At 62.5% G+C, this 18,448-nt stretch carries 16 protein-coding genes and 3 pseudogenes; 9 read left to right on the plus strand and 10 right to left on the minus strand.

Annotated features, from left to right (window positions below):
- The 3 genes and pseudogenes from HZS63_RS13870 to HZS63_RS13025 all read left to right on the plus strand — a co-directional run.
- The coding region (locus HZS63_RS13870; RefSeq protein WP_219339197.1) for a hypothetical protein at positions 1-190 on the plus strand (190 nt) is incomplete at its 5' end.
- A 71-nt stretch (positions 191-261) separates the two neighbouring features.
- A pseudogene (locus HZS63_RS13020) lies at positions 262-1,186 on the plus strand (IS5 family transposase).
- Positions 1,187-1,431: 245 nt separating this feature from the next.
- Positions 1,432-2,328 (plus strand): cation efflux transmembrane domain-containing protein, encoded by an 897-nt coding sequence (locus tag HZS63_RS13025; protein ID WP_028874271.1) that lies wholly within the window; start codon positions 1,432-1,434, stop codon positions 2,326-2,328.
- 359 nt (positions 2,329-2,687) lie between these two features.
- On the opposite strand, the gene HZS63_RS13030 is transcribed toward HZS63_RS13025, so the two are convergent.
- The 10 genes from HZS63_RS13030 to HZS63_RS13075 all read right to left on the minus strand — a co-directional run bounded on the left by HZS63_RS13030 (position 2,688) and on the right by HZS63_RS13075 (position 13,165).
- Positions 2,688-3,839, minus strand: a complete 1,152-nt coding sequence (locus HZS63_RS13030) for a S1C family serine protease (protein WP_180684445.1) — start codon at positions 3,837-3,839, stop codon at positions 2,688-2,690.
- A gap of 24 nt (positions 3,840-3,863) precedes the next feature.
- Entirely contained in the window at positions 3,864-4,829 is a 966-nt protein-coding gene (locus tag HZS63_RS13035; protein ID WP_033980492.1) for a zinc metalloprotease HtpX, read from the minus strand.
- Entirely contained in the window at positions 4,807-5,304 is a 498-nt protein-coding gene (gene psiE-GI / locus HZS63_RS13040) for a heat resistance protein PsiE-GI (RefSeq protein WP_180684446.1), read from the minus strand. Before psiE-GI ends, HZS63_RS13035 begins: the two co-directional genes overlap by 23 nt.
- Positions 5,301-5,543: a hypothetical protein gene (locus HZS63_RS13045; RefSeq protein WP_040436288.1), complete on the minus strand. Its 243-nt coding sequence runs from the start codon at positions 5,541-5,543 to the stop codon at positions 5,301-5,303. The genes psiE-GI and HZS63_RS13045 overlap by 4 nt, the downstream gene beginning before the upstream one ends.
- A 3-nt stretch (positions 5,544-5,546) precedes the next feature.
- The gene (trx-GI, locus tag HZS63_RS13050) at positions 5,547-5,987 is read right to left on the minus strand and encodes a heat resistance system thioredoxin Trx-GI (protein ID WP_033980488.1); all 441 of its coding nucleotides are present in this window, start codon (positions 5,985-5,987) and stop codon (positions 5,547-5,549) included.
- The gene (gene ftsH, locus HZS63_RS13055) at positions 5,984-7,864 is read right to left on the minus strand and encodes an ATP-dependent zinc metalloprotease FtsH (RefSeq protein ID WP_180684447.1); all 1,881 of its coding nucleotides are present in this window, start codon (positions 7,862-7,864) and stop codon (positions 5,984-5,986) included. Before ftsH ends, trx-GI begins: the two co-directional genes overlap by 4 nt.
- A gap of 27 nt (positions 7,865-7,891) precedes the next feature.
- Positions 7,892-9,322, minus strand: coding sequence for a cardiolipin synthase (cls, locus tag HZS63_RS13060; RefSeq protein ID WP_180684448.1), 1,431 nt, complete (start codon positions 9,320-9,322; stop codon positions 7,892-7,894).
- Positions 9,323-9,339: 17 nt separating this feature from the next.
- Positions 9,340-12,189, minus strand: a complete 2,850-nt coding sequence (clpK, locus tag HZS63_RS13065; RefSeq protein WP_180684449.1) for a heat shock survival AAA family ATPase ClpK — start codon at positions 12,187-12,189, stop codon at positions 9,340-9,342.
- 89 nt (positions 12,190-12,278) lie between these two features.
- A complete protein-coding gene (locus HZS63_RS13070) occupies positions 12,279-12,848 on the minus strand; it encodes an Hsp20/alpha crystallin family protein (protein ID WP_024973321.1) in 570 nt (189 codons plus the stop codon).
- A 35-nt stretch (positions 12,849-12,883) separates the two neighbouring features.
- Positions 12,884-13,165, minus strand: coding sequence for a helix-turn-helix transcriptional regulator (locus HZS63_RS13075; RefSeq protein ID WP_033986176.1), 282 nt, complete (start codon positions 13,163-13,165; stop codon positions 12,884-12,886).
- Between the two features lie 358 nt (positions 13,166-13,523).
- Here HZS63_RS13075 and HZS63_RS13080 point away from each other — a divergent pair.
- From HZS63_RS13080 to HZS63_RS13105, 6 genes and pseudogenes are all read left to right on the plus strand, one after another.
- Positions 13,524-14,078 (plus strand): annotated as a pseudogene (locus tag HZS63_RS13080) (transposase); the annotation flags it as partial.
- Between the two features lie 218 nt (positions 14,079-14,296).
- The gene (locus HZS63_RS13085) at positions 14,297-14,578 is read left to right on the plus strand and encodes a type II toxin-antitoxin system ParD family antitoxin (RefSeq protein ID WP_062196849.1); all 282 of its coding nucleotides are present in this window, start codon (positions 14,297-14,299) and stop codon (positions 14,576-14,578) included.
- Positions 14,575-14,925 carry a type II toxin-antitoxin system RelE/ParE family toxin gene (locus HZS63_RS13090; RefSeq protein WP_062196848.1) on the plus strand — a complete coding sequence of 117 codons (351 nt, stop codon included), beginning with the start codon at positions 14,575-14,577 and terminating at the stop codon, positions 14,923-14,925. The genes HZS63_RS13085 and HZS63_RS13090 overlap by 4 nt, the downstream gene beginning before the upstream one ends.
- Before the next feature lie 138 nt (positions 14,926-15,063).
- Positions 15,064-15,636: pseudogene (locus tag HZS63_RS13095) on the plus strand (IS256 family transposase); the annotation flags it as partial.
- 105 nt (positions 15,637-15,741) lie between these two features.
- A complete protein-coding gene (locus tag HZS63_RS13100) occupies positions 15,742-16,734 on the plus strand; it encodes an IS5 family transposase (RefSeq protein ID WP_006399122.1) in 993 nt (330 codons plus the stop codon).
- A gap of 450 nt (positions 16,735-17,184) precedes the next feature.
- Positions 17,185-18,285, plus strand: a complete 1,101-nt coding sequence (locus HZS63_RS13105; protein WP_141056722.1) for an NAD(P)-dependent alcohol dehydrogenase — start codon at positions 17,185-17,187, stop codon at positions 18,283-18,285.
- Positions 18,286-18,448: the final 163 nt, after the last annotated feature.

Consider the following 18,448-nt stretch of genomic DNA (forward strand, 5'->3'; position numbering starts at 1 on the left):
CCCCTATGCCGATGTGCGCCCCGCAACGCCAGTGTTGGCGCGGTTTCTGGGCGGCGCCTTGCGGACGTGCACGCCGTCCGAGCGCCGTTCCCGCCCCGACAGCGCCTCTCTGTTCTCGGTTTTTCTCTGCGGCCCGTGGTGGGAACCAGAGGCCACCTCCTTGTCTGACAAGGACTTAGCAGGCCGTTGAAAAATCCCCCGTCGACGCTGGCGTCGGCCAGTACGATCTGAAACGATCGGCGAACGACGCGGACGAGGACGATGAGAGGCAACCAAGACTTCCAGGGGGCGATGTTCAGCTACATCAGCCTTGAAGAGCGGGTACCGGCGACACACCCGCTGCGCAAGCTGCGCGCCGTGGTCGATGCGCTGCTGGCGACGATGAACCGCGAGTTCGACGCGGTGTACGCCCGCCGGGGCCGCCCGTCGGTGCCGCCGGAGATGCTGCTCAAGGCCCTGCTGCTGCAGATCCTGTTTTCCATCCGCAGCGAGCGCCAGTTGGTCGAGGCCATCGAGTACAACCTGCTGTACCGCTGGTTCGTGGGATTGAACATCGATGACAAGGTCTGGGGCCACTGCCCCTTCAGCGCCAACCGCGAGCGGCTCTTCAACGAAGACTTGGCCCGCGCCTTCTTCGAGCGGGTCAAGCACACCGCCGATTGGGCGAAGTTGACCAGCGACGAACACTTCAGCGTGGACGGCACGCTGATCGAGGCCTGGGCGGAGCCCTTGAGCTTCAAGCGCCGGGACGACGACAGCGCCAGCCCGCCCGGGCGCAACCCCGAGGTGGACTTCAAAGGGCAGGAGCGCTGCAACGACACCCACGCCAGCACCACGGACGCCGATGCCCGCCTGTTCAAGAAGAGCCAGGGCGACAAGTCCCGCCTGTGCCACATGGGCCACATCCTGATGGAAAGCTCAAGGTCACGCCGCACGTAGCGGCCAAGGACAAGCACTCGGCGGTGGATGCCCGGATCACCCGACACGAGGGCTACAAGACCAGTCAGAAGGTGCGCAAGCGCATTGAGGAGGCCTTTGGCTGGATCAAGACCGTGGGTGGTCTGGCCAAGACCAAGCTCATCGGTCAGGCCAAGCTCACGGGTCAGGCGCTGCTGTGCTTTGCCACCTACAACTGGGGTAGCGCCTTGGGGCAATCGGCGGCTGGTGGGACGCGCATCATGCGTGAGCCCGGGGATACGTGCGCCCGAAATGGGCGAGATGGCCTGCAAACAGGCCAGATTGGCCGGTGCAATCGCTGCGCAGACGCGTCTGGGCCACTCGTTTCTTCGAAAACAGCGTCCCTGATGCGTTCGATGCCCACTTTTTCAACGGCCTGATAGAGTGTTAATCTCAAAATACCCTCCGGATGCTTGCTGGTTTCTGCAAGAGCCTCGCCGGATCAGGAACGAGAAGAATCAAGGACCAATGACTATGACTGATGAATGCCAGAAATCCTGCGGATGTGCGTCCGAGCGGAAGGCGGAGTCCATGACGGGTGCCACGCCGACCGGGACGGGAAGGATGAGTCTGTTCTCGGTGCCGAAGATGGACTGCCCTTCGGAGGAGCGCATGATCCGGCTCGCGCTCGAGAATACGAGCGGGCTGGCCGCACTCGAGTTCGATCTTGGCAAGCGCGAGTTGCGTGTTTTTCACGACGGCCCCGTCGAACCCATTGCAAGCAAGCTTGAAAGTCTCGGCTTGGGCGCCCGTCTCATTGCGTCAACTGAATCGAATGGCCCGCACACTGTCGATGGGCAAAGCGACAGCCAGCCGTCCTCCGAGCAAGAGTCTCGCGCTCTCAAATGGTTGCTTGCCATCAACGCCGCCATGTTTGTCGTCGAAGTGACGACCGGGTGGATTGCGCAGTCCACGGGGCTCATGGCTGACTCACTGGACATGTTCGCGGATGCCGCCGTCTACGGGCTCGCGCTCTACGCCGTCGGCCGTGATACCGGGCACCAGCTGAAGGCGGCGCGGTTGTCAGGCTGGCTGCAACTGTTGCTCGCGCTCGGCGCAATGTCCGAGGTGCTGCGCCGCTTCGTCTTTGGTAGCGAGCCCGAGCCACCGCTCATGATGGGGATCGCGCTCGTTGCGCTCATTGCAAACGTTACCTGCCTTGTCTTGATCTCCAGTCATCGAAAAGGCGGCGCTCACATGAAGGCAAGCTGGATTTTCTCCACGAACGACGTGCTGGCAAACCTGGGGGTGATCGCGGCCGGGGCGTTGGTCGCCTGGACAGGATCGCGTTACCCCGATTTGGTGATTGGCTCGCTCATCGCGTTGCTGGTATTGAACGGTGCGCGGCGCATCCTGCGCCTCGGTGCCTGAAGCAGCGAGCGCGGGACATGCCGCCCCGGCAATATCAACGACTGAATTCCCGCCCTGGAATTTCACGCTGCGCTGCCCAATCCAATGGCAAGGCTCGCCGGATCAGGCGCTCCAGCACAAGCCCGACTGCCTTTTCCACCACGCACGCCTCGACGATGTCAGGTGCAAGCTCCAGCCCAAAAAGGCCAGAATCATCACTCAACCAGGGTGGTCAAAATTCAACGCTGAAATCCCCGGTTGCCTGGTCAGTTTTGCACGCTGATTAACACACGGCCTTACGGGAGCGGTTTCGCCGTTCGGCAGCGTGATCAGCTTGCGCCCGCTGCGCCGCTTGATCCCCAGAAGTCCTCAACTCCAGATCAGGCGCCAGGTTGCAACTCCACGCGCACTTCCCGTGGTTTACCGGCCCGCTCAACTGACAAGACCACAACATCTCCTACCTTTCGGTCGTCAAGCCGTGCGAGCAGTTTGGCGACATCGTCGACGGGAGCGCCGTCTATGCCTGTGATGCGGTCTCCCGGCACGACACCTTCGGGGCCAACGGTGATACCGCTCAGCCCCGCCTTTTGCGCCGCTGAGCCAGGGGCGACGCGGAGCACAAACACGCCTTGGGTGCCGGTCAGCGCCTGCAATCGGCGGTTGAGCTGCTCGTCTACCTCGATCCCAAGCGCCGGACGGATGTATTTGCCGGTCTTGATAAGTTGTGGCACCACACGCATGACCGTGTCCACCGGTACGGCGAAGCCAATCCCAGCCGATGCACCGGAAGGGCTGTAGATCGCTGTGTTGATGCCGATCAGACGGCCGGCGGAATCGAGCAACGGCCCACCCGAGTTGCCGGGGTTGATAGCGGCATCGGTTTGAATCAGGTGTTCGATGGTCACTCCGCCAGATTCTCCGGGCAGCGATCGATCTAGCGCGGACACGATGCCGGTGGTGAGCGTCCAGTCCAGGCCAAAGGGGTTGCCGATAGCAAACACCTTCTGTCCCACCTTGAGGTCGGCGCTGGTGCCGACCGGCACGGCAGGCGGGCGTTTGAAGCCGACGCCGATCTTGAGTACGGCGATGTCGTGCGCTGGGCTCGCCCCCACCAGCGCGGCCTGGTAGTCGCGGCCGTCGGCAAGCTTGACGGTGGCTTCGGACGCGCCCTGGATGACGTGGAAGTTGGTGACGACATGGCCGGCGTCGTCCCAAATGAAGCCCGATCCCGTGCCACGGGGCACGGAGAAGACATTGCGCGTCCAGACGTCGCGCACCAGCTGCGCGGTGGTGATGTAGACCACCGAGGCGCGTGATTTTTCGAACAGTTCGATGGTGGCCTTTTCGTCCGCCGCCAAGTCGCCGCGCGCCGTCACGGTGCGTTCTGCCGCCTCGCGCGGAGTGAACCATGCCTCGATGGCGGGCAGGAACTGCCACAGCAGCATGAGCGTGGCAATGCAGGCGGTGATGAAGAGCCAGCGCCGGATGAAGGGATCCGGTGCGGGGCGTGGGTACGGGTCAGGGTAGGCCATGAGAAGTCTCCTGTTGATAGACAATCAGCGCCATAGCCCGCTCGGGCGCCAGCGCGGCGGGCGCGGCGTCACAGCGGATTCCGGCAAGAAATGGGGCGCGTGAAACGGCAAGGCTGTTGCTGGTCCAGGCGCCAACGTCAGCAGGCGTGAGATGCGATCTTGCGTTGCCGGATGCGTGCGCAACCAGGAAGGCTCGGGATTGCCCCATCCCGGCCACAGCCAGGCACGCCAGGAGCGACTGACCCGCTCGATCTTCGCCAGCGCGGACGCCAGCCCTTGCGGGTCGCCGGTCAGTTCCGCCGCGAGGCGGTCAGCGTCGAACTCACGCACGCGAGACAAGCCGAGCTGTGCGAGCAGGGCCAGCTGGGGCGATGCGGCCAATAACAATAGACCAGGCCAATTGACCGCCACCGCGCCGGCCAGCAGTGCGGGCAAGCTGAACACAATAGCGATCTGTCCGACCATAGCCAGCAGGCTCGTGAGGCGACTGACGGAATCCGCCAGCCCCATGACACGCAGATCCTCATTGGCGATGTGCGCGACCTCGTGCGCGAGCACACCCGCGAGCTCGCGTGGGCTCAGGCTGCGCAGCAGGCCATCGGTGAGGGCGATCGATGCATGCTGCTTCGAGCCGGTGGCGAAGGCGTTGACGACGGCACTGGGCACGTAGTGCGGCACCGGCGTGGCGGGCAAACCGGCACGGGCGGACAGCTCGCGCAACAGGGCCCAAATCTCGGGGGCTTCGTGCGGGTGCAAAGCCCGTGCGCGGTACAGGCGCAAGGTCAAGGCGGATGCGGCTGCCGGTTCCAGCAACAACGTGCCTGCAACTGCAAACAGCGCGAGCCACAGGCCGCTTTCCCCGAACAGCAGGCTTCCTGCGGTGGCTGCGATCCCGATCAGGGTCAGGACCAACAGCCCAGTCTGCAGGCGGTTGAGCCAGCGGTGTTGCAACAACGCCGCGCGCGGGTCACCGGGATGATGACGGGTCATGCTCAGATGTCTCGGCGACGCGGTCGTCGCGCTCGCGCATCAGCCAGTAAGTGGCACCGAGCGCCAGTGTGGCGCCTGCCAGCGCGGCGATTTTGGCGGGACTCGTGTCGGGGTCGAGGACCACGAACTTGCGTGCCAGCGCGATCAGACCGATGAGGATCACGGTCTTGACCTGGACGATGCTGTCCCGACGCAGCGCCACGCGCACGATGGAATGCTTGAACTCCATCGCAATCAAAAGCGTCATGATCATGCCGAACACGCTCTGGAACACCTTGTGGTCCAGGGGATTGAAGGCATCGAGGACCAGCAGCGTGAAGACGATAGAGATGAGCTGGAACAGCGACACCACGATGATGACGGCAATCACCGCCGACAGCACGAGGGCGACGACCTGCTCGAAGCGCTCGTATAAACTCATGATGGCCCATTGGTCACGCAAGACCTGAAATGGATTGCGGCCTGTTGACTTCATGCAGATGGACTCCCTGCGAAATTGTCGCTGTCGGGACGATGGCGCATTGCACTGATGTTTCGTTCGACTATCTCGGCCGGCATGTCCAGCGCCGACATTACCTGTTCCGTCAACCCAAGGGCTGCGGCAAAGGACTGCTGATAACCCAGCAAGGTGGGTACTCTGAACGCAGCCGTCACCACGGCCGCCACACTGCACCCCACTAGCAATATCAGCGTGACGCTCAGCAGGCTCTGCATCGATCAGCGCCCAACCTGCGCCTTTGCCCAGCGCACGATGTCCTGCGCGCCCATGGCGCCCGCCTGACGCCCGATCTCCCGCCCACCTTGGAACAGGGCCAGCGTCGGAATGCTGCGGATACCGAACTGCGCGGCCAGGTGCGGCTCAGCCTCGGTGTTCACCTTCGCCAGCCTGATCCAGGGTTCGAGCTGGCGCGCCGCTTGCTGAAACTGCGGTGCCATCATCTTGCAAGGCCCGCACCACGGCGCCCAGAAATCGACAAGCAAAGGAAGATCGCTGCGCTCCACGTGGCGCCCGAATGTCGCCGTGGTCAACTCGATGGGCTCGCCCGTGAACAAGGGCTGCTGGCAGCGGCCACAGTTAGGTTGATCCGCGAGCTTGGCGGCCGGCACACGGTTGATGGACTGGCAATGCGGGCAGACGATGTGAAGGTGTTCGCTCATGGTGTGGCCCCTTGGGATGTAGAGAGTGAGGTTTCGGACTGGGGGGGCGCCGACTCGCGGGATTCGGACTTCAGCCCCTGGGTCAGCTGACGGATGTCGTTTTCGTCCAGGGTTTCCCGCGCCAGCAGTTCGCGCGCGCAGCGCTCCAGCACCGCGCGGTTGGTATCGAGAATCCGGTAGGCGCGCTCGAACACGCCCATCACGATGTCGCGGATCGCCTGATCGATGCGCGCCTGGGTGGATTCCGCCACCCGGCAACCACCTTGGGCCAGCTCGGGGACGTCGAGAAAACGCGGCCGCTGCGCCTCAAACGCGATGTAGCCGAGTCCCTCGTCCATGCCAAAGCGGGTGATCATGTCGCGCGCGATGTCGGTGGCCCGCGCCAGATCGTCTGCGGCACCGGTCGACAGTTCGCCAAACACCAACTTCTCTGCGGCGCGCCCGCCCAACAGTACGGCGATCTTGTGCTCCAGATCGGCGCGCGTCATCAGGAACCGGTCCTCGGTGGGGCGTTGCAGCGTGTAGCCCAGTGCGCCGATGCCGCGCGGAATGATCGATATCTTGTGTACCGGGTCTGTGCCTGGTAGCGCCAGCGCCACCAAGGCATGGCCCATCTCGTGATAGGCCACCGTCTCGCGCTCCTTCGGGTTGAGGACACGGTTGCGCTTCTCCAAGCCGGCGACGATGCGCTCGATCGCTGCAGTGAAGTCCTGCAGCTCGACCGCACGGGCCTTGCGCCGGGTGGCAGCCAGCGCCGCTTCGTTAACCAGGTTGGCTAGGTCGGCACCAGAAAAGCCGGTCGTCAACGCCGCGACTTGTTCGAGATCGACATCACTGGCCAGGGTAACCTTCTTGACGTGCACCTTCAGGATATCGAGACGGCCTTTCTTATCGGGCCGGTCCACCAGCACCTGACGGTCGAAGCGACCGGCGCGAAGCAAGGCCTGATCGAGGATTTCGGGGCGGTTGGTGGCGGCGAGGATGATCAGCCCGACCGAGCTGTCGAAGCCATCCATTTCGGTGAGCAACTGGTTCAGCGTCTGCTCACGCTCGTCGTGTCCGCCGGTCGGTCCTCCGACACCGCGTGCGCGGCCCAAAGCATCCAGTTCATCAATGAAGATGATCGCCGGCGCCTGCCCGCGGGCCTGCTCGAACAGGTCGCGCACCCGCGCCGCGCCCACGCCGACGAACATCTCCACGAACTCCGAGCCGGAGATGGAGAAGAATGGCACCCCGGCCTCGCCCGCCACGGCCTTGGCCAGCAGGGTCTTGCCCGTGCCGGGCGGGCCAACCAGCAACACACCTTTCGGGATGCGCGCCCCGAGCCGTCCATACTCCTGCGGATTCTTGAGGAAATCGACGATCTCAACCAACTCCGCCTTGGCTTCATCGACGCCAGCGACATCGGCAAAGGTGACGCCAGTGTTCTTCTCCATGAACACCTTGGCGCGGCTCTTGCCGATGCTCAGGAAGCCGCCCATGCCCTGCTTCTCGGCAAAGCGGCGGAACAGGAAGAACCAGACGCCGAAGAAGGCCACGGCCGGCAGAATCCAGGAGAGCACATCACGCAGCCAGGTGCTTTCCACCACTCGCGCGTAGGGCACGTCGTATTTCGACAGCCGATCAGCCAGATCGGGTTCGACACGGGTGGCCACGATGGAGGTCTTGCCCTGGCTGTCCGGCGATTTCAGGCGCCCGGTGACCGTGCGGTCCGACACCAGCACTTCGGCGATGCGCCCCTCGGCCAGCGCCTTCTCGAATTCGCTGTAGGGCACGGGCTCGACGGTCTTGGCCGCCTGCCAGTAGTTCTGCAGCGTCAGCAGCAACAGGCCGGCGACGATCCAGTAGCCGATGTTCCATTGATCTTTCTTTTCCATGGGCAATGTTCCTCGCAAGTCGTGTCGCTAGAGAATGGGGGTGAACAGACGGGCCACCCCGTCGCGCAAGCGGATGGCCAGCGGGCGGGCGCGCAACGCCATGGCCGATATCTCGTTCGACGCATCACGGGCGGCATCAAAAAGGGATTCCAGCCGCGTAGACAGCGCGGTGTCGTACACCTCCACATTAAACTCGAAGTTGAGGCGCAGGCTGCGCGCATCCCAATTGGCCGAACCCAGGCAGCACCACTGGCCGTCTATCAGCATCAGCTTGCTGTGGTCGAACGGGCCAGGCCGTTCGAAGATGCGCACACCGTGCTCCAGCACCTGCCAGTAGTGGGCGCGCGCGGCCCATTGCACCGTGGGATGGTCGCCGTTTGCGGGCGTCAGCACCTCGACGCGCACGCCGCGCAACGCGGCCGTGCTCAGCGCCGCGATCATCGGCTGATCGGGCACGAAGTAAGGTGTCCAGATGCGCACCGAATGCTTCGCCGCGCTCAAAGCGCCCATGAAGGTCCAGCGCAGCCGGTCCAGGGCCTCATCGGGACCGGCCTCGATGCCGCGCGCCCAAGAGGTTCCTTGCTCATCAGCCGTTGCGGGCGGTTCGCCCCAGAAACCCTCGTTGAGCCGCTCGCCCGTGGTATCGCACCAATCGTCGGTGAAGCACCGCATCAGATGCGCAACCACCGGCCCGCGCAGACGAAAGTGCAAATCGTGACAGGCCTGGCCCGGCGCATCGGGCCGCCAATACGGGCTGAAGATGTTCATGCCGCCGGTGAAACCTGTCTCGCCATCGATCACCAGCAGCTTGCGGTGATTGCGCAGATGCGCGCCGTGCAGGCGCGCGGGAATCAACGTCGGGTTGAACGTCGCCGCCGGAACGCCGGCGCGTTGCAAGGCGCGGTAGGCGCTGCTGGGCGTCCAGCGGGCATAGACATCGTCGATCAGCACCCGCACTTGCACGCCGCGCTCATGAGCCCGGCGCAGCGCATCGACGAACTGCGCCCCGATGCCTTGGCTGTCGAAGATGTACGAAGCCAGCGCGACGCTGTGCCGCGCCGACTCGATGGCAGCGAGCATGGCCGGGTAGGCCTGCTCGCCATCGACGAGCGGCTCGATGCGGTTGCCGCTGGTCAGCGACTGGCCGGTGGCGCGTCCCACCAGGTGGGCCAGACCGGCAAGCGGCGCCGATACGGCCTGGGGCATCGTAGGCGCGAGGTCCTGCTGAACAGCAGGATCTGCCCCCGGGAAGAGCCGCCGCGCGCGCCGCTGGTAGCGGTTAATACCGAACAGCAAGTACAACAGCGAGCCGCCCAGCGGCAACAAGGTGATCAGCAGTACCCACAGCGTGGCCGATCGCGGGTCACGCTTGTAGATGACCGCGTGCCCTGCCGCCGAAATGGCGACCGCAAGCGACACGAGGGCGGCTGCCCATGTCAGCCCGTTGGGGTCGGACACGACAGCCTCCCCATGACTCAAGATTCGCCGCCCGCCGGCTTTTTCTTGCGCGTCGCCTTGCTTTCGTCGCTCGACGGCGCCTCTGCCACTTTCGCGGCATCAGGCTTTTCAGGCTCGACCGGCTTCACTGGTGGCTCCTGGCGCTCGAAGACCACCCGTTCGGCCTTGTCATCCCAGCGAGCGCTGGCGTGATCGCCCTTGCCGATGCCGCCACCGAGCATCTCGCGCGCCAGCGCGGTCTCCAGTTCGCTGCGGATCAGCCGCTTGAGCTCGCGCGCGCCGAATTCCGGCTTGTAGCCTTCCTCCGCGAAGTGGTCGATCAAGGTCTGATCGAAGGTCAGCGTCACGCCCTGGCTGGCGGCGTTGCGGGCCACACGATCGAGCTGCAGGCCGACGATATGGCGGATCTCTTCCTTGCCCAGCGCGTGGAAGACGATGATTTCGTCGATGCGGTTGAGGAACTCGGGGCGGAAGTGTCCGCGCAGCACGTCCATCACCTCGGCCTTGGTCTTCTCGTATTCTTCGCCGGCGGCGCCACGGGCCTTCAGCCGACGCTGGATGATGTCCGAGCCCAAGTTCGAGGTGGCGATGATGATGGTATTGGTGAAATCCACCACCCGGCCCTTGCCGTCGGTGAGCCGCCCGTCGTCGAACACCTGCAGCAGGATGTTGTAGACGTCGGGGTGAGCCTTCTCGATCTCGTCCAGCAGCAACACGCTGTAGGGCTTGCGACGCACCTTCTCGGTGAGCTGGCCGCCCTCGTCATAGCCCACATAACCCGGAGGCGCGCCCACCAGGCGTGCCACGGTATGGCGTTCCCCGTACTCGGACATGTCGATGCGCAGCAGCGCACCTTCATCGCCATAGATGGACTCGGCCAGCGCCTTGGCGAGCTCGGTCTTGCCCACGCCGGTCGGCCCGAGGAACAGAAAAGTCGCCACCGGCTTGCTGCCTTCGCGCAGGCCCGCGCGCGCCAGACGCACGGCATCGGCCACCGCGCGCACCGCTTCGTCCTGGCCCACCAGGCGCTCGTGCAGCCCCTGCTCCAGATGCAGCAGCTTCTCGCGTTCTTCCACCGTCAGCTCGTTGACCGGAATGCCGGTCAGGCGCGAGACGATCTGCGCGACATGCTCGGCCTTGACTTCGGCGCTGCCCGAGGCGCGCTCGCGTTCCCATTCCTCGACGAGCTTCTTGAGTTCGGCTTCCTTGGCCTCGATGCGCTTGCCAAGTTCAGCAGCCTTGTCGTACTGCTTGCGTGCCGCCACATAGTCCTGCTCACGCCGCAGCTGGTGCAGTTCGGACTCCAGCTCTTGCACCGCCACCGGGCGCGCCGTGGCCGACAGCTTCACGCGTGCGGCCGCCTGGTCGAGCAGGTCGATGGCCTTGTCAGGCAAAAAGCGCGCGGTGATGTAGCGGTCCGACAACTCGGCGGCGGCGATGATCGCATCCTCGGTGATGCTGACCTTGTGGTGCGCCTCGAAGGTGTCGCGCAGGCCGCGCAGGATCATCATGGTCTGCGCTACCGTCGGCTCGGGCACCATCACCGGCTGGAAGCGACGCTCCAGCGCGGCGTCCTTCTCGATGTACTTCTGATACTCGTTGAGCGTGGTGGCGCCGATCAGGTTCAGTTCGCCGCGCGCCATCATCGGCTTGAACACGTTGGCCACGTCCAGCCCGCCTTCGCCGCCACCCTGGCCGGCACCGACGATGGTGTGCACCTCGTCGATGAAGAGAATCAGCTCGCCCTGGTGCTCGGTCACTTCCTTGAGCACCTTCTGCACGCGCTCCTCGAACTCGCCGCGGTACTTGGCGCCTGCCACCATGGCGTTGATGTTGAGTTCCACCAGGCGCTTGTCGCGCAGCGTCTCAGGCACTTCGCCGGCGACCATGCGCTGCGCCAGTCCTTCGACAATGGCGGTCTTGCCGACGCCGGGCTCACCGATCAATACCGGGTTGTTTTTCTTGCGCCGGGCCAGCACCTCGATGGTCGTCTCGATCTCCTGCGCGCGGCCGATGACTGGATCGAGTTTGCCCTCGCGCGCCATCTTGGTGAGGTCGCGCGAGTATTTATCCAGCTCGGGCGTGTTGGTCGGCGTCTCGGCGCGGCCATCCTCGGCCCCTTTGCCGACCACCTTGCTTACCTGCTGGCGCAGCGCTTGCGGCGTGAGGCCGTAACGGCGCAGCAGGTTGGCCGCCAAACCTTCGCCTTCCTCGGCGAGCCCGATCAGGAAATGCTCCGGCCCGACATAAGAGTGGCCGAGTTCGTTGGAGGCCACGAAAGCACGGCTGAGCGCGTCCTTGACCCGGGGCGACACGCCGATCTCGCCCTCGAACGGCTTGTCGCCGCGCTTGGCTTCGGATTCGATCTGTCGCTTGAGGTCATCGACCTTGATCTTGAACTGCCCCAGGATGGTCTTGACCACGTCGCTGTCGGATAGCGCCAGCAGCAGGTGTTCGGTATCGACTTCGGCGCGCCCGAACTCTGCAGCGTGTCGGGCGGCCTCCTGCAATAGGGCCTCGGACTGTTCGCTGATACGGCTGGCGAGCCCACTGCCGCGACGGCGCGCGGTGCCCGTACCGGCCGGGGCGGGTTCGCCGAACGAGGCATCGACCACCTCGTCGGTATCGGCCGCCATGGACGGCGAATCGTCACCGATGCGGAAGAAGTCGCTGCCAAGGAAGTCTTCGAACAGGCCGCTACGTGAGCCGAACAACGCTTCCAGCGGCGAGACGGTGCGCTTTTGCTGGCGCACCAGTTGGCGATAGTGATGGTCACACAACAGCATGGTGCTGTGGCGACCATTGAGATTGGTTTCCACCCGCACCGTGGCGGGCTGGCCGCAGACTTGGCATTGTTTTCTGGCCATGCTGATGCTCCTGTAAAGATCTGACGAGGCACCGCCGATCACGGTGCCTCATCTCTTTGTGGTTTTTGAGAAAAACGCGCTGCCCCGCGTCAGCCGTTGATCGGGATCGAGCGCCCCTGCTTGGGCGTACTGGCCTCGCGCTTTTCCATCGTGATCGTGAGCACGCCGTTCTTGAAAGCGGCCTTGATCGTGTCCTGGTTGGCATCGGCCGGCAGGTTCAGAGCGCGCTGAAAGCTGCCGTAGGAGCGCTCCACCCGGTGGAAACCGCCGTCTTTCGTTTCCTGCTCCTGACGCTTTTCACCGCGCACCAGCAGCACGTCGTTGTCGAGCGTGATCTGGATGTCTTTTTCCTCGACGCCGGGTACTTCCAGGGCGATCTTGTACTGCTTGTCGGTCTCCTGGATGTCCAGCGCCGGCTTCAGCATGCCCGGCCAGTCCGACGGCCAGCGTGGCATGGCCAGCGTCGGGAAACCGAAGCCTCGAAACGCGTCGTCGAACAGGCGGTCGATCTCGCGATGCAATTGCAGGATGGGACTGACGGGCCCACCCGCCACCGGCAGGTCATTGCGCTGCACCGGCAGCGAGGCAGTGCTCTGTTGTTCTTCCTGCTCCTTCTTGAACCAGTTCCAGGGAGCCAATTTCTTGAAATCAATGTCCATGTCACACCTCCAGAAGAAAAATTGAAGACTCTCGCTCACTCCGTTTGCCTGCGGCGACGGACAGCGCGCCCAGACGACACGGAGTGTTCCGCTGACTTTGGCTGCTCATCTGTGCGTATCACCTCCTTCTTTCTGCCTGCTTGGATCTGATCATTGATCCATTGATCGATTTCACTTTGACGAAACCGCCACGTCCCGCCGACCTTGAAGGCTGGAATTTCCCCGTGCGCGGCGAGCCGGTAGAGCGTCCGCTTGCCGACTTTCAAGTAGGCAGCCAACTCGTCGAGTGTGAAGATCGCCTGCTGGCGCGCTGTCATACCACCCCCACAAGTTCCGTCGTCACGCGGCCTCGCTCGAGGAAGTTCTTGCAAGACTTTGCAAGATATTGCGCCTAAACATGCCGAAAGTCAAGAGTCAACATCCAGCGACCTGCTGGCCGATTGATGTGACTCAAATCTTCAAGGACGGTATGCCAGGGCGGGCCGGTCCGGCGCAGGGGACGGTGGGTTGATCGGGACCTTGCGGGCGCCGCCCACGGCCGCAGATCAAACACCGATCCGACTGCTCACGCCGATTGGGGGCATTCCTCCGGCAGAAGCTGAGGCAAACTACTGGCGGCAACTCGCCGTCAGCGACTCCTCGATGGAGGTGTCAACTTAAACCCAACAGCCTCCTCGAAACCCGGGGCGGTTCATGAAGGTCAGCGTGGCGGTCACCGCCAAGCAGGGGCTGATGGTCGGAGCGCGCAGCTTCACCGGCAACCCCTACGACGGTCACACACTGGCCGAGCAGCTGGAGCAGACGACGATCCTGCTGCAAGACATCGCAGCCAAGCCCAAGGTGGCGATCGTGGATCTGGGCTACCGCGGGGTGGACGCGCAGCTCGGCGAGGTCGAGTTGGTGCATCGCGGCAAGCGCAAGATGCTCACGCCGGTGCAGCGGCGCTGGCTCAAGCGGCGCCAGGCGGTGGAGCCAGCCATCGGACACCTCAAGGCCGACCACGGCATGCGCCGGTGCTGGCTCAAGGGCGCCGAGGGCGATGCGCTGAACGCGGTGCTGTGCGCCGCGGGCTACAACATCGCCTGGCTGCTGCGGGCGATCGCCCGCCGTGGCATCCGGGCGGTTTTTTTATGGCTGCGCGCCTTGGGCCGGCTGTGCGCCGTGGCGGCGAACTTGGGCGTTCCGGGTCATCGCGCCGCGCTCGTCAGCTCACTGAGCTTTGCGAAATGAGTTTTGCAGGTCCGACTAATTGTAATGGGGGGGCTGTCAATAGCAAGATGGCATATTGTCGCGGGGATGTATCAAAAATGTTGCATTGGCGAGGCTGCGACGGGGGGCCGTGCATGCGGGTTACCCCCAGCGGAGCCCCCAGTGGAGTGACCCATCGGGATTGCACTCCGGGTGTAGGGTTGGCATACTATGCCAATCTTTCCTGCAAGGAGATCGTCATGCCGACGCGCAATGTTGTCCTCACCGATCACCAGGCCGCGCTGGTAGAGCATTTGGTCGCCAGCGGCCGCTACCAGAACGCCAGCGAAGTGCTGCGCGAGGGCTTGCGTCTTGTCGAACAACGCGAGGCCGAGGACGCCAGCCGCCTCGAAGCGCTGCGCGCCGCCGCCAAGGCGGGCATCGCCGATATCGAGGCGGGACGCTACAAGACGTTCGATACCAAGGAATCCTTGCGCGCTCACCTGAAGGCCGTGACAGCCCAAACGCTCGCCCAAGCATGAGCGAGCCGTGGCGCGTTCGCCTGGCCGCCAGTGCCGAGGCCGATCTGCTCGACATCGCGGCGTGGACGGCGGAGCGCTTCGGTTCCCGGCAGGCTGGGTACTACGTCGACACCGTGACACAAGCCATCGAGGCCTTGCACGAGGGGCCCGACATCCTGGGGGCCAAAGCGAGGGACGACATCGCGCCCGGCATTCGCACCCTGCATGTGGCGCGGCAGGGCAGAAAGGGCCGTCACTTCGTCGTGTTCCGGGTTGCCCCGGGGCGAGTCATCGAGGTGCTCCGCCTGCTTCACGACAGTATGGATCTGTCGAGGCATTGGCCGAACGATGACGCTGAAATCCAGTGAGACCGTGTGCAGCGGGGCTACAGCGTGCTCCTGCGGTGGCGAGGGTGTCAGGATTTTTGTGTGAGGGGCCTACCATGACGACTTCCAGGAGCCCCCACACCACGCAAGAAGAACCCCGCTGTCGCGAAGCCGGACGCCATCCTCCCCGACGAGCTTCTTGAGAAGCTGATCCCCGGCCCGATGGACGCTGCCGGCGTCGAGGCCGTGTTCCAGAAGTTGAAGAAGGCTGTGATCGAGCGCGCCCTGGGCGCCGAGTTGGGCATGCGCCTGGCCAGCCCCGAGGGCGGCCGAGGGAACCACCGCAACGGCCGCAGCAGCAAGACCGTGCTGACCGACGAGGGGCCGCTGCGGATCGCCGTGCCCCGCGACCGCGCCGGCAGCTTCGAGCCGCAGCTGATCCCGAAGCACGAACGCCGCTTTGCCGGCTTCGATGACCGGATTATCTCGATGTATGCCCGCGGCATGTCGGTGCGCGAGATCCAGGGGCATCTGGCCGAGATGTATGCCGTCGAGGTGTCGCCGGAGTTCATCAGCGCGGTCACCGACGCGGTGATGGCCGAGGTGGGCGCTTGGCAGGCGCGGCCGCTGGAGCCGATGTACCCGGTGGTGTTCTTCGACGCCCTGCGGGTCAAGATCCGCGAGGACGGCGTGGTGCGCAACAAGGCGGTGTACCTGGCCTTGGGCGTGCTGCCGGACGGCACGCAGGACATCCGTAGCGCGGGAAAACACTAATACTTGAAAGTGCGGCACGTTTCTAAAATTAGGGAAGGTCTGCAAAACCCCGGCGATGACCGTCGGATGTGAGACAGTATCGACATGAAGCAGATGAGCCTTGGCACCACCGGATTCGAACGCAAGACCAAGCGTACACGCAAGCGCGAGTTCTTGGACGAGATGAACCTGGTGGTGCCGTGGGCCGCACTGGTGGCGCTGATTGCCCCGCATGCACCGGCGCGCAGCCCCAAGGGCGGACGCCCGCCGTTTGCTGTCGAGACCCTGCTGCGTATCCACTTCCTGCAACAGTGGTTCAACCTGTCCGACCCGGCCATGGAAGAGGCGCTGTACGACACGCCGATGTTTCGCGAGTTTGCCGGGCTGGACATGGGCGAAGAGAACCTGCCCGATGAGAGCACCATCCTGCGGTTCCGGCATTTGCTCGAAGAGCACAACCTCGCGTTGCAAATCCTGGCCACCGTCAACGCCACGCTGACGGCCAAGGGCTTGCTGCTCAAGCAGGGCACGGTGGTCGACGCCACACTGATTGCGGCGCCGAGTTCCACCAAGAACCGTACGGGAGAGCGTGACCCTGAGATGCACCAGACCAAGAAGGGCAACCAGTGGCACTTTGGCATGAAGGCCCATGCTGGCGTGGATGCCGACTCGGGCCTGGTGCACACGGTGGTGACCACGGCGGCCAACGCCCACGACATCACCCAGGCCCATGCGCTGCTGCACGGGCAGGAAACCGACGTCTTTGCGGACGCGGGCTACCGGGGCGTGGACAAACGCGAAGAAATTCAGACCCAACACCCCAACGTGCGCTGGCACGTTGCCATGATGCCGGGCAAGCGCAAAACGCTGGACAAGGGCTCGCTGATGGGCGCGCTGCTGGATGCGCTGGAGACGACCAAGGCGCGCATCCGCGCCAAGGTGGAGCACCCGTTTCGCGTCATCAAGCGCCAGTTCGGCTACGTCAAGGTCAAGTACCGGGGCCTGGCCAAGAACACGGCCAACCTGATGACGCTGTTCGCGCTGTCCAACCTGTGGATGGTGCGCAAGCGACTTTTGAACATGGGAGCGCGGGGATGAGTGCGCCCGAAAGCCTGAAAAGGCTTCGCCAAATGGGCCACGGGGCCGCGAGCGGGACCGAAAACACCCCGAAACTGTCCCGTGAACGCCGAATGATGTCGCCATCTGANCGCGCTGTCCAACCTGTGGATGGTGCGCAAGCGACTTTTGAACATGGGAGCGCGGGGATGAGTGCGCCCGAAAGCCTGAAAAGGCTTCGCCAAATGGGCCACGGGGCCGCGAGCGGGACCGAAAACACCCCGAAACTGTCCCGTGAACGCCGAATGATGTCGCCATCTGAAAAATCAACCAACAACAGCCGCCTCAGCGGCAGTTGTGCAGACCTTCCCTAGATGATATTGTTTCGATGAAATAATGAAAAGGAGGAATTAAATAAAGGAAAATTTCTGTGCACATAAATACATCAATAAAGCAAAGAGTTTAAAATAGCAACCCAATATGGAGAAAAAAATGGAAATCAAAGCAGCGGTTGTCCGCACACCAAAGGGACCATTTGTTCTTGAAGACGTACAACTTAATGAGCCCGCAGACGACCAAATCCTGGTTCGGCTCGTCGCGAGCGGTTTGTGTCATACAGACCTCATTTGTCGAGATCAGCATTATCCAGTTCCGCTTCCTATGGTGTTTGGTCATGAAGGTGCAGGTATAGTCGAGAAGGTAGGACGTTCGGTCAAAAAGGTTCAACCAGGGGACCACGTTGTCTTGACGTTTTATACATGCGGTCAGTGTGAAGCCTGTCTTTCCGGTGATCCAACCAGTTGTACCAATTCATTCGTTCCAAACTTTATGGGGCGTTCTGTAGCGGGTGAATGTACAATCCATGATCACAAGGGAGGCGAAGTAGGAGGCAGTTTTTTTGGTCAATCTTCCTTTGCGACATACGCGCTGAGCTATGAACGCAACACGGTGAAGGTACGAAAAGATGCACCACTAGAACTGCTAGGTCCCCTTGGCTGTGGCATACAAACAGGAGCGGGAGCAGTTCTCAATGCGCTCGATCCTGCTGCAGGGACTGCCATTGGTATTTTCGGCGCTGGTGCTGTCGGCCTTTCGGCGGTAATGGCTGCAGTGGTAGCCGGTTGTACGACCATTATTGCAATCGATATCAAAGAAAATCGACTGGAACTAGCTAAGGAGCTCGGTGCTACTCATGTAATCAATGCGGCGAAATGCAATCCTGTTGAAGAAATACAAAAAATCATTCCAAATGGTCTACCCAATGTTTTGGAAACGAGTGGCATTCCTTCCGTGCTTGAACAGGCTATTTTGTCATCCCGCATAGGTGGAACCATAGGAATTGTTGGCGCCCCCCCGATGGGAAGCACTATTCCTCTTGACATCAATTTTCTCCTTTTTAACAGAAAACTACGGGGCATCATTGAAGGTCAAGCTATTTCAGACATCTTCATACCTAGACTTATCGATCTTTATCTTGCCGGAAAATTTCCATTTGATAAATTGATTAAATTCTACCCGTTTGATCAAATCAACAAAGCTGCAGAAGACTCCGAAAAAGGGACAACATTAAAACCCGTTTTGCTTATGAAGTGATATCTTTATTTCATGAGGGACGATCTATAATGATCGGTCCCTTATTTCGTTTTTAACAAAATCTAATAAATTCAAGCAAAGGAGGAAAAATGAAAACGGTTTTGTCTAATAAAAAGATTTTTATCAGATTTTTGTCTTCTGCATTAGGGAAGGTCTGCAAAAC

It is taken from the genome of Tepidicella baoligensis, from assembly GCF_013432195.1.
Lineage (GTDB): Bacteria > Pseudomonadota > Gammaproteobacteria > Burkholderiales > Burkholderiaceae_C > Tepidicella > Tepidicella baoligensis.

Coding starts and splice junctions, on each gene's coding strand:
- HZS63_RS13025 (WP_028874271.1), top strand. CDS start 1,432: ATGACTGATGAATGCCAGAAATCCTGCGGATGTGCGTCCGAGCGGAAG.
- HZS63_RS13030 (WP_180684445.1), bottom strand. CDS start 3,839: ATGGCCTACCCTGACCCGTACCCACGCCCCGCACCGGATCCCTTCATC.
- HZS63_RS13035 (WP_033980492.1), bottom strand. CDS start 4,829: ATGACCCGTCATCATCCCGGTGACCCGCGCGCGGCGTTGTTGCAACAC.
- psiE-GI (WP_180684446.1), bottom strand. CDS start 5,304: ATGAAGTCAACAGGCCGCAATCCATTTCAGGTCTTGCGTGACCAATGG.
- HZS63_RS13045 (WP_040436288.1), bottom strand. CDS start 5,543: ATGCAGAGCCTGCTGAGCGTCACGCTGATATTGCTAGTGGGGTGCAGT.
- trx-GI (WP_033980488.1), bottom strand. CDS start 5,987: ATGAGCGAACACCTTCACATCGTCTGCCCGCATTGCCAGTCCATCAAC.
- ftsH (WP_180684447.1), bottom strand. CDS start 7,864: ATGGAAAAGAAAGATCAATGGAACATCGGCTACTGGATCGTCGCCGGC.
- clpK (WP_180684449.1), bottom strand. CDS start 12,189: ATGGCCAGAAAACAATGCCAAGTCTGCGGCCAGCCCGCCACGGTGCGG.
- HZS63_RS13070 (WP_024973321.1), bottom strand. CDS start 12,848: ATGGACATTGATTTCAAGAAATTGGCTCCCTGGAACTGGTTCAAGAAG.
- HZS63_RS13075 (WP_033986176.1), bottom strand. CDS start 13,165: ATGACAGCGCGCCAGCAGGCGATCTTCACACTCGACGAGTTGGCTGCC.
- HZS63_RS13085 (WP_062196849.1), top strand. CDS start 14,297: ATGCCGACGCGCAATGTTGTCCTCACCGATCACCAGGCCGCGCTGGTA.
- HZS63_RS13090 (WP_062196848.1), top strand. CDS start 14,575: ATGAGCGAGCCGTGGCGCGTTCGCCTGGCCGCCAGTGCCGAGGCCGAT.
- HZS63_RS13100 (WP_006399122.1), top strand. CDS start 15,742: ATGAAGCAGATGAGCCTTGGCACCACCGGATTCGAACGCAAGACCAAG.
- HZS63_RS13105 (WP_141056722.1), top strand. CDS start 17,185: ATGGAAATCAAAGCAGCGGTTGTCCGCACACCAAAGGGACCATTTGTT.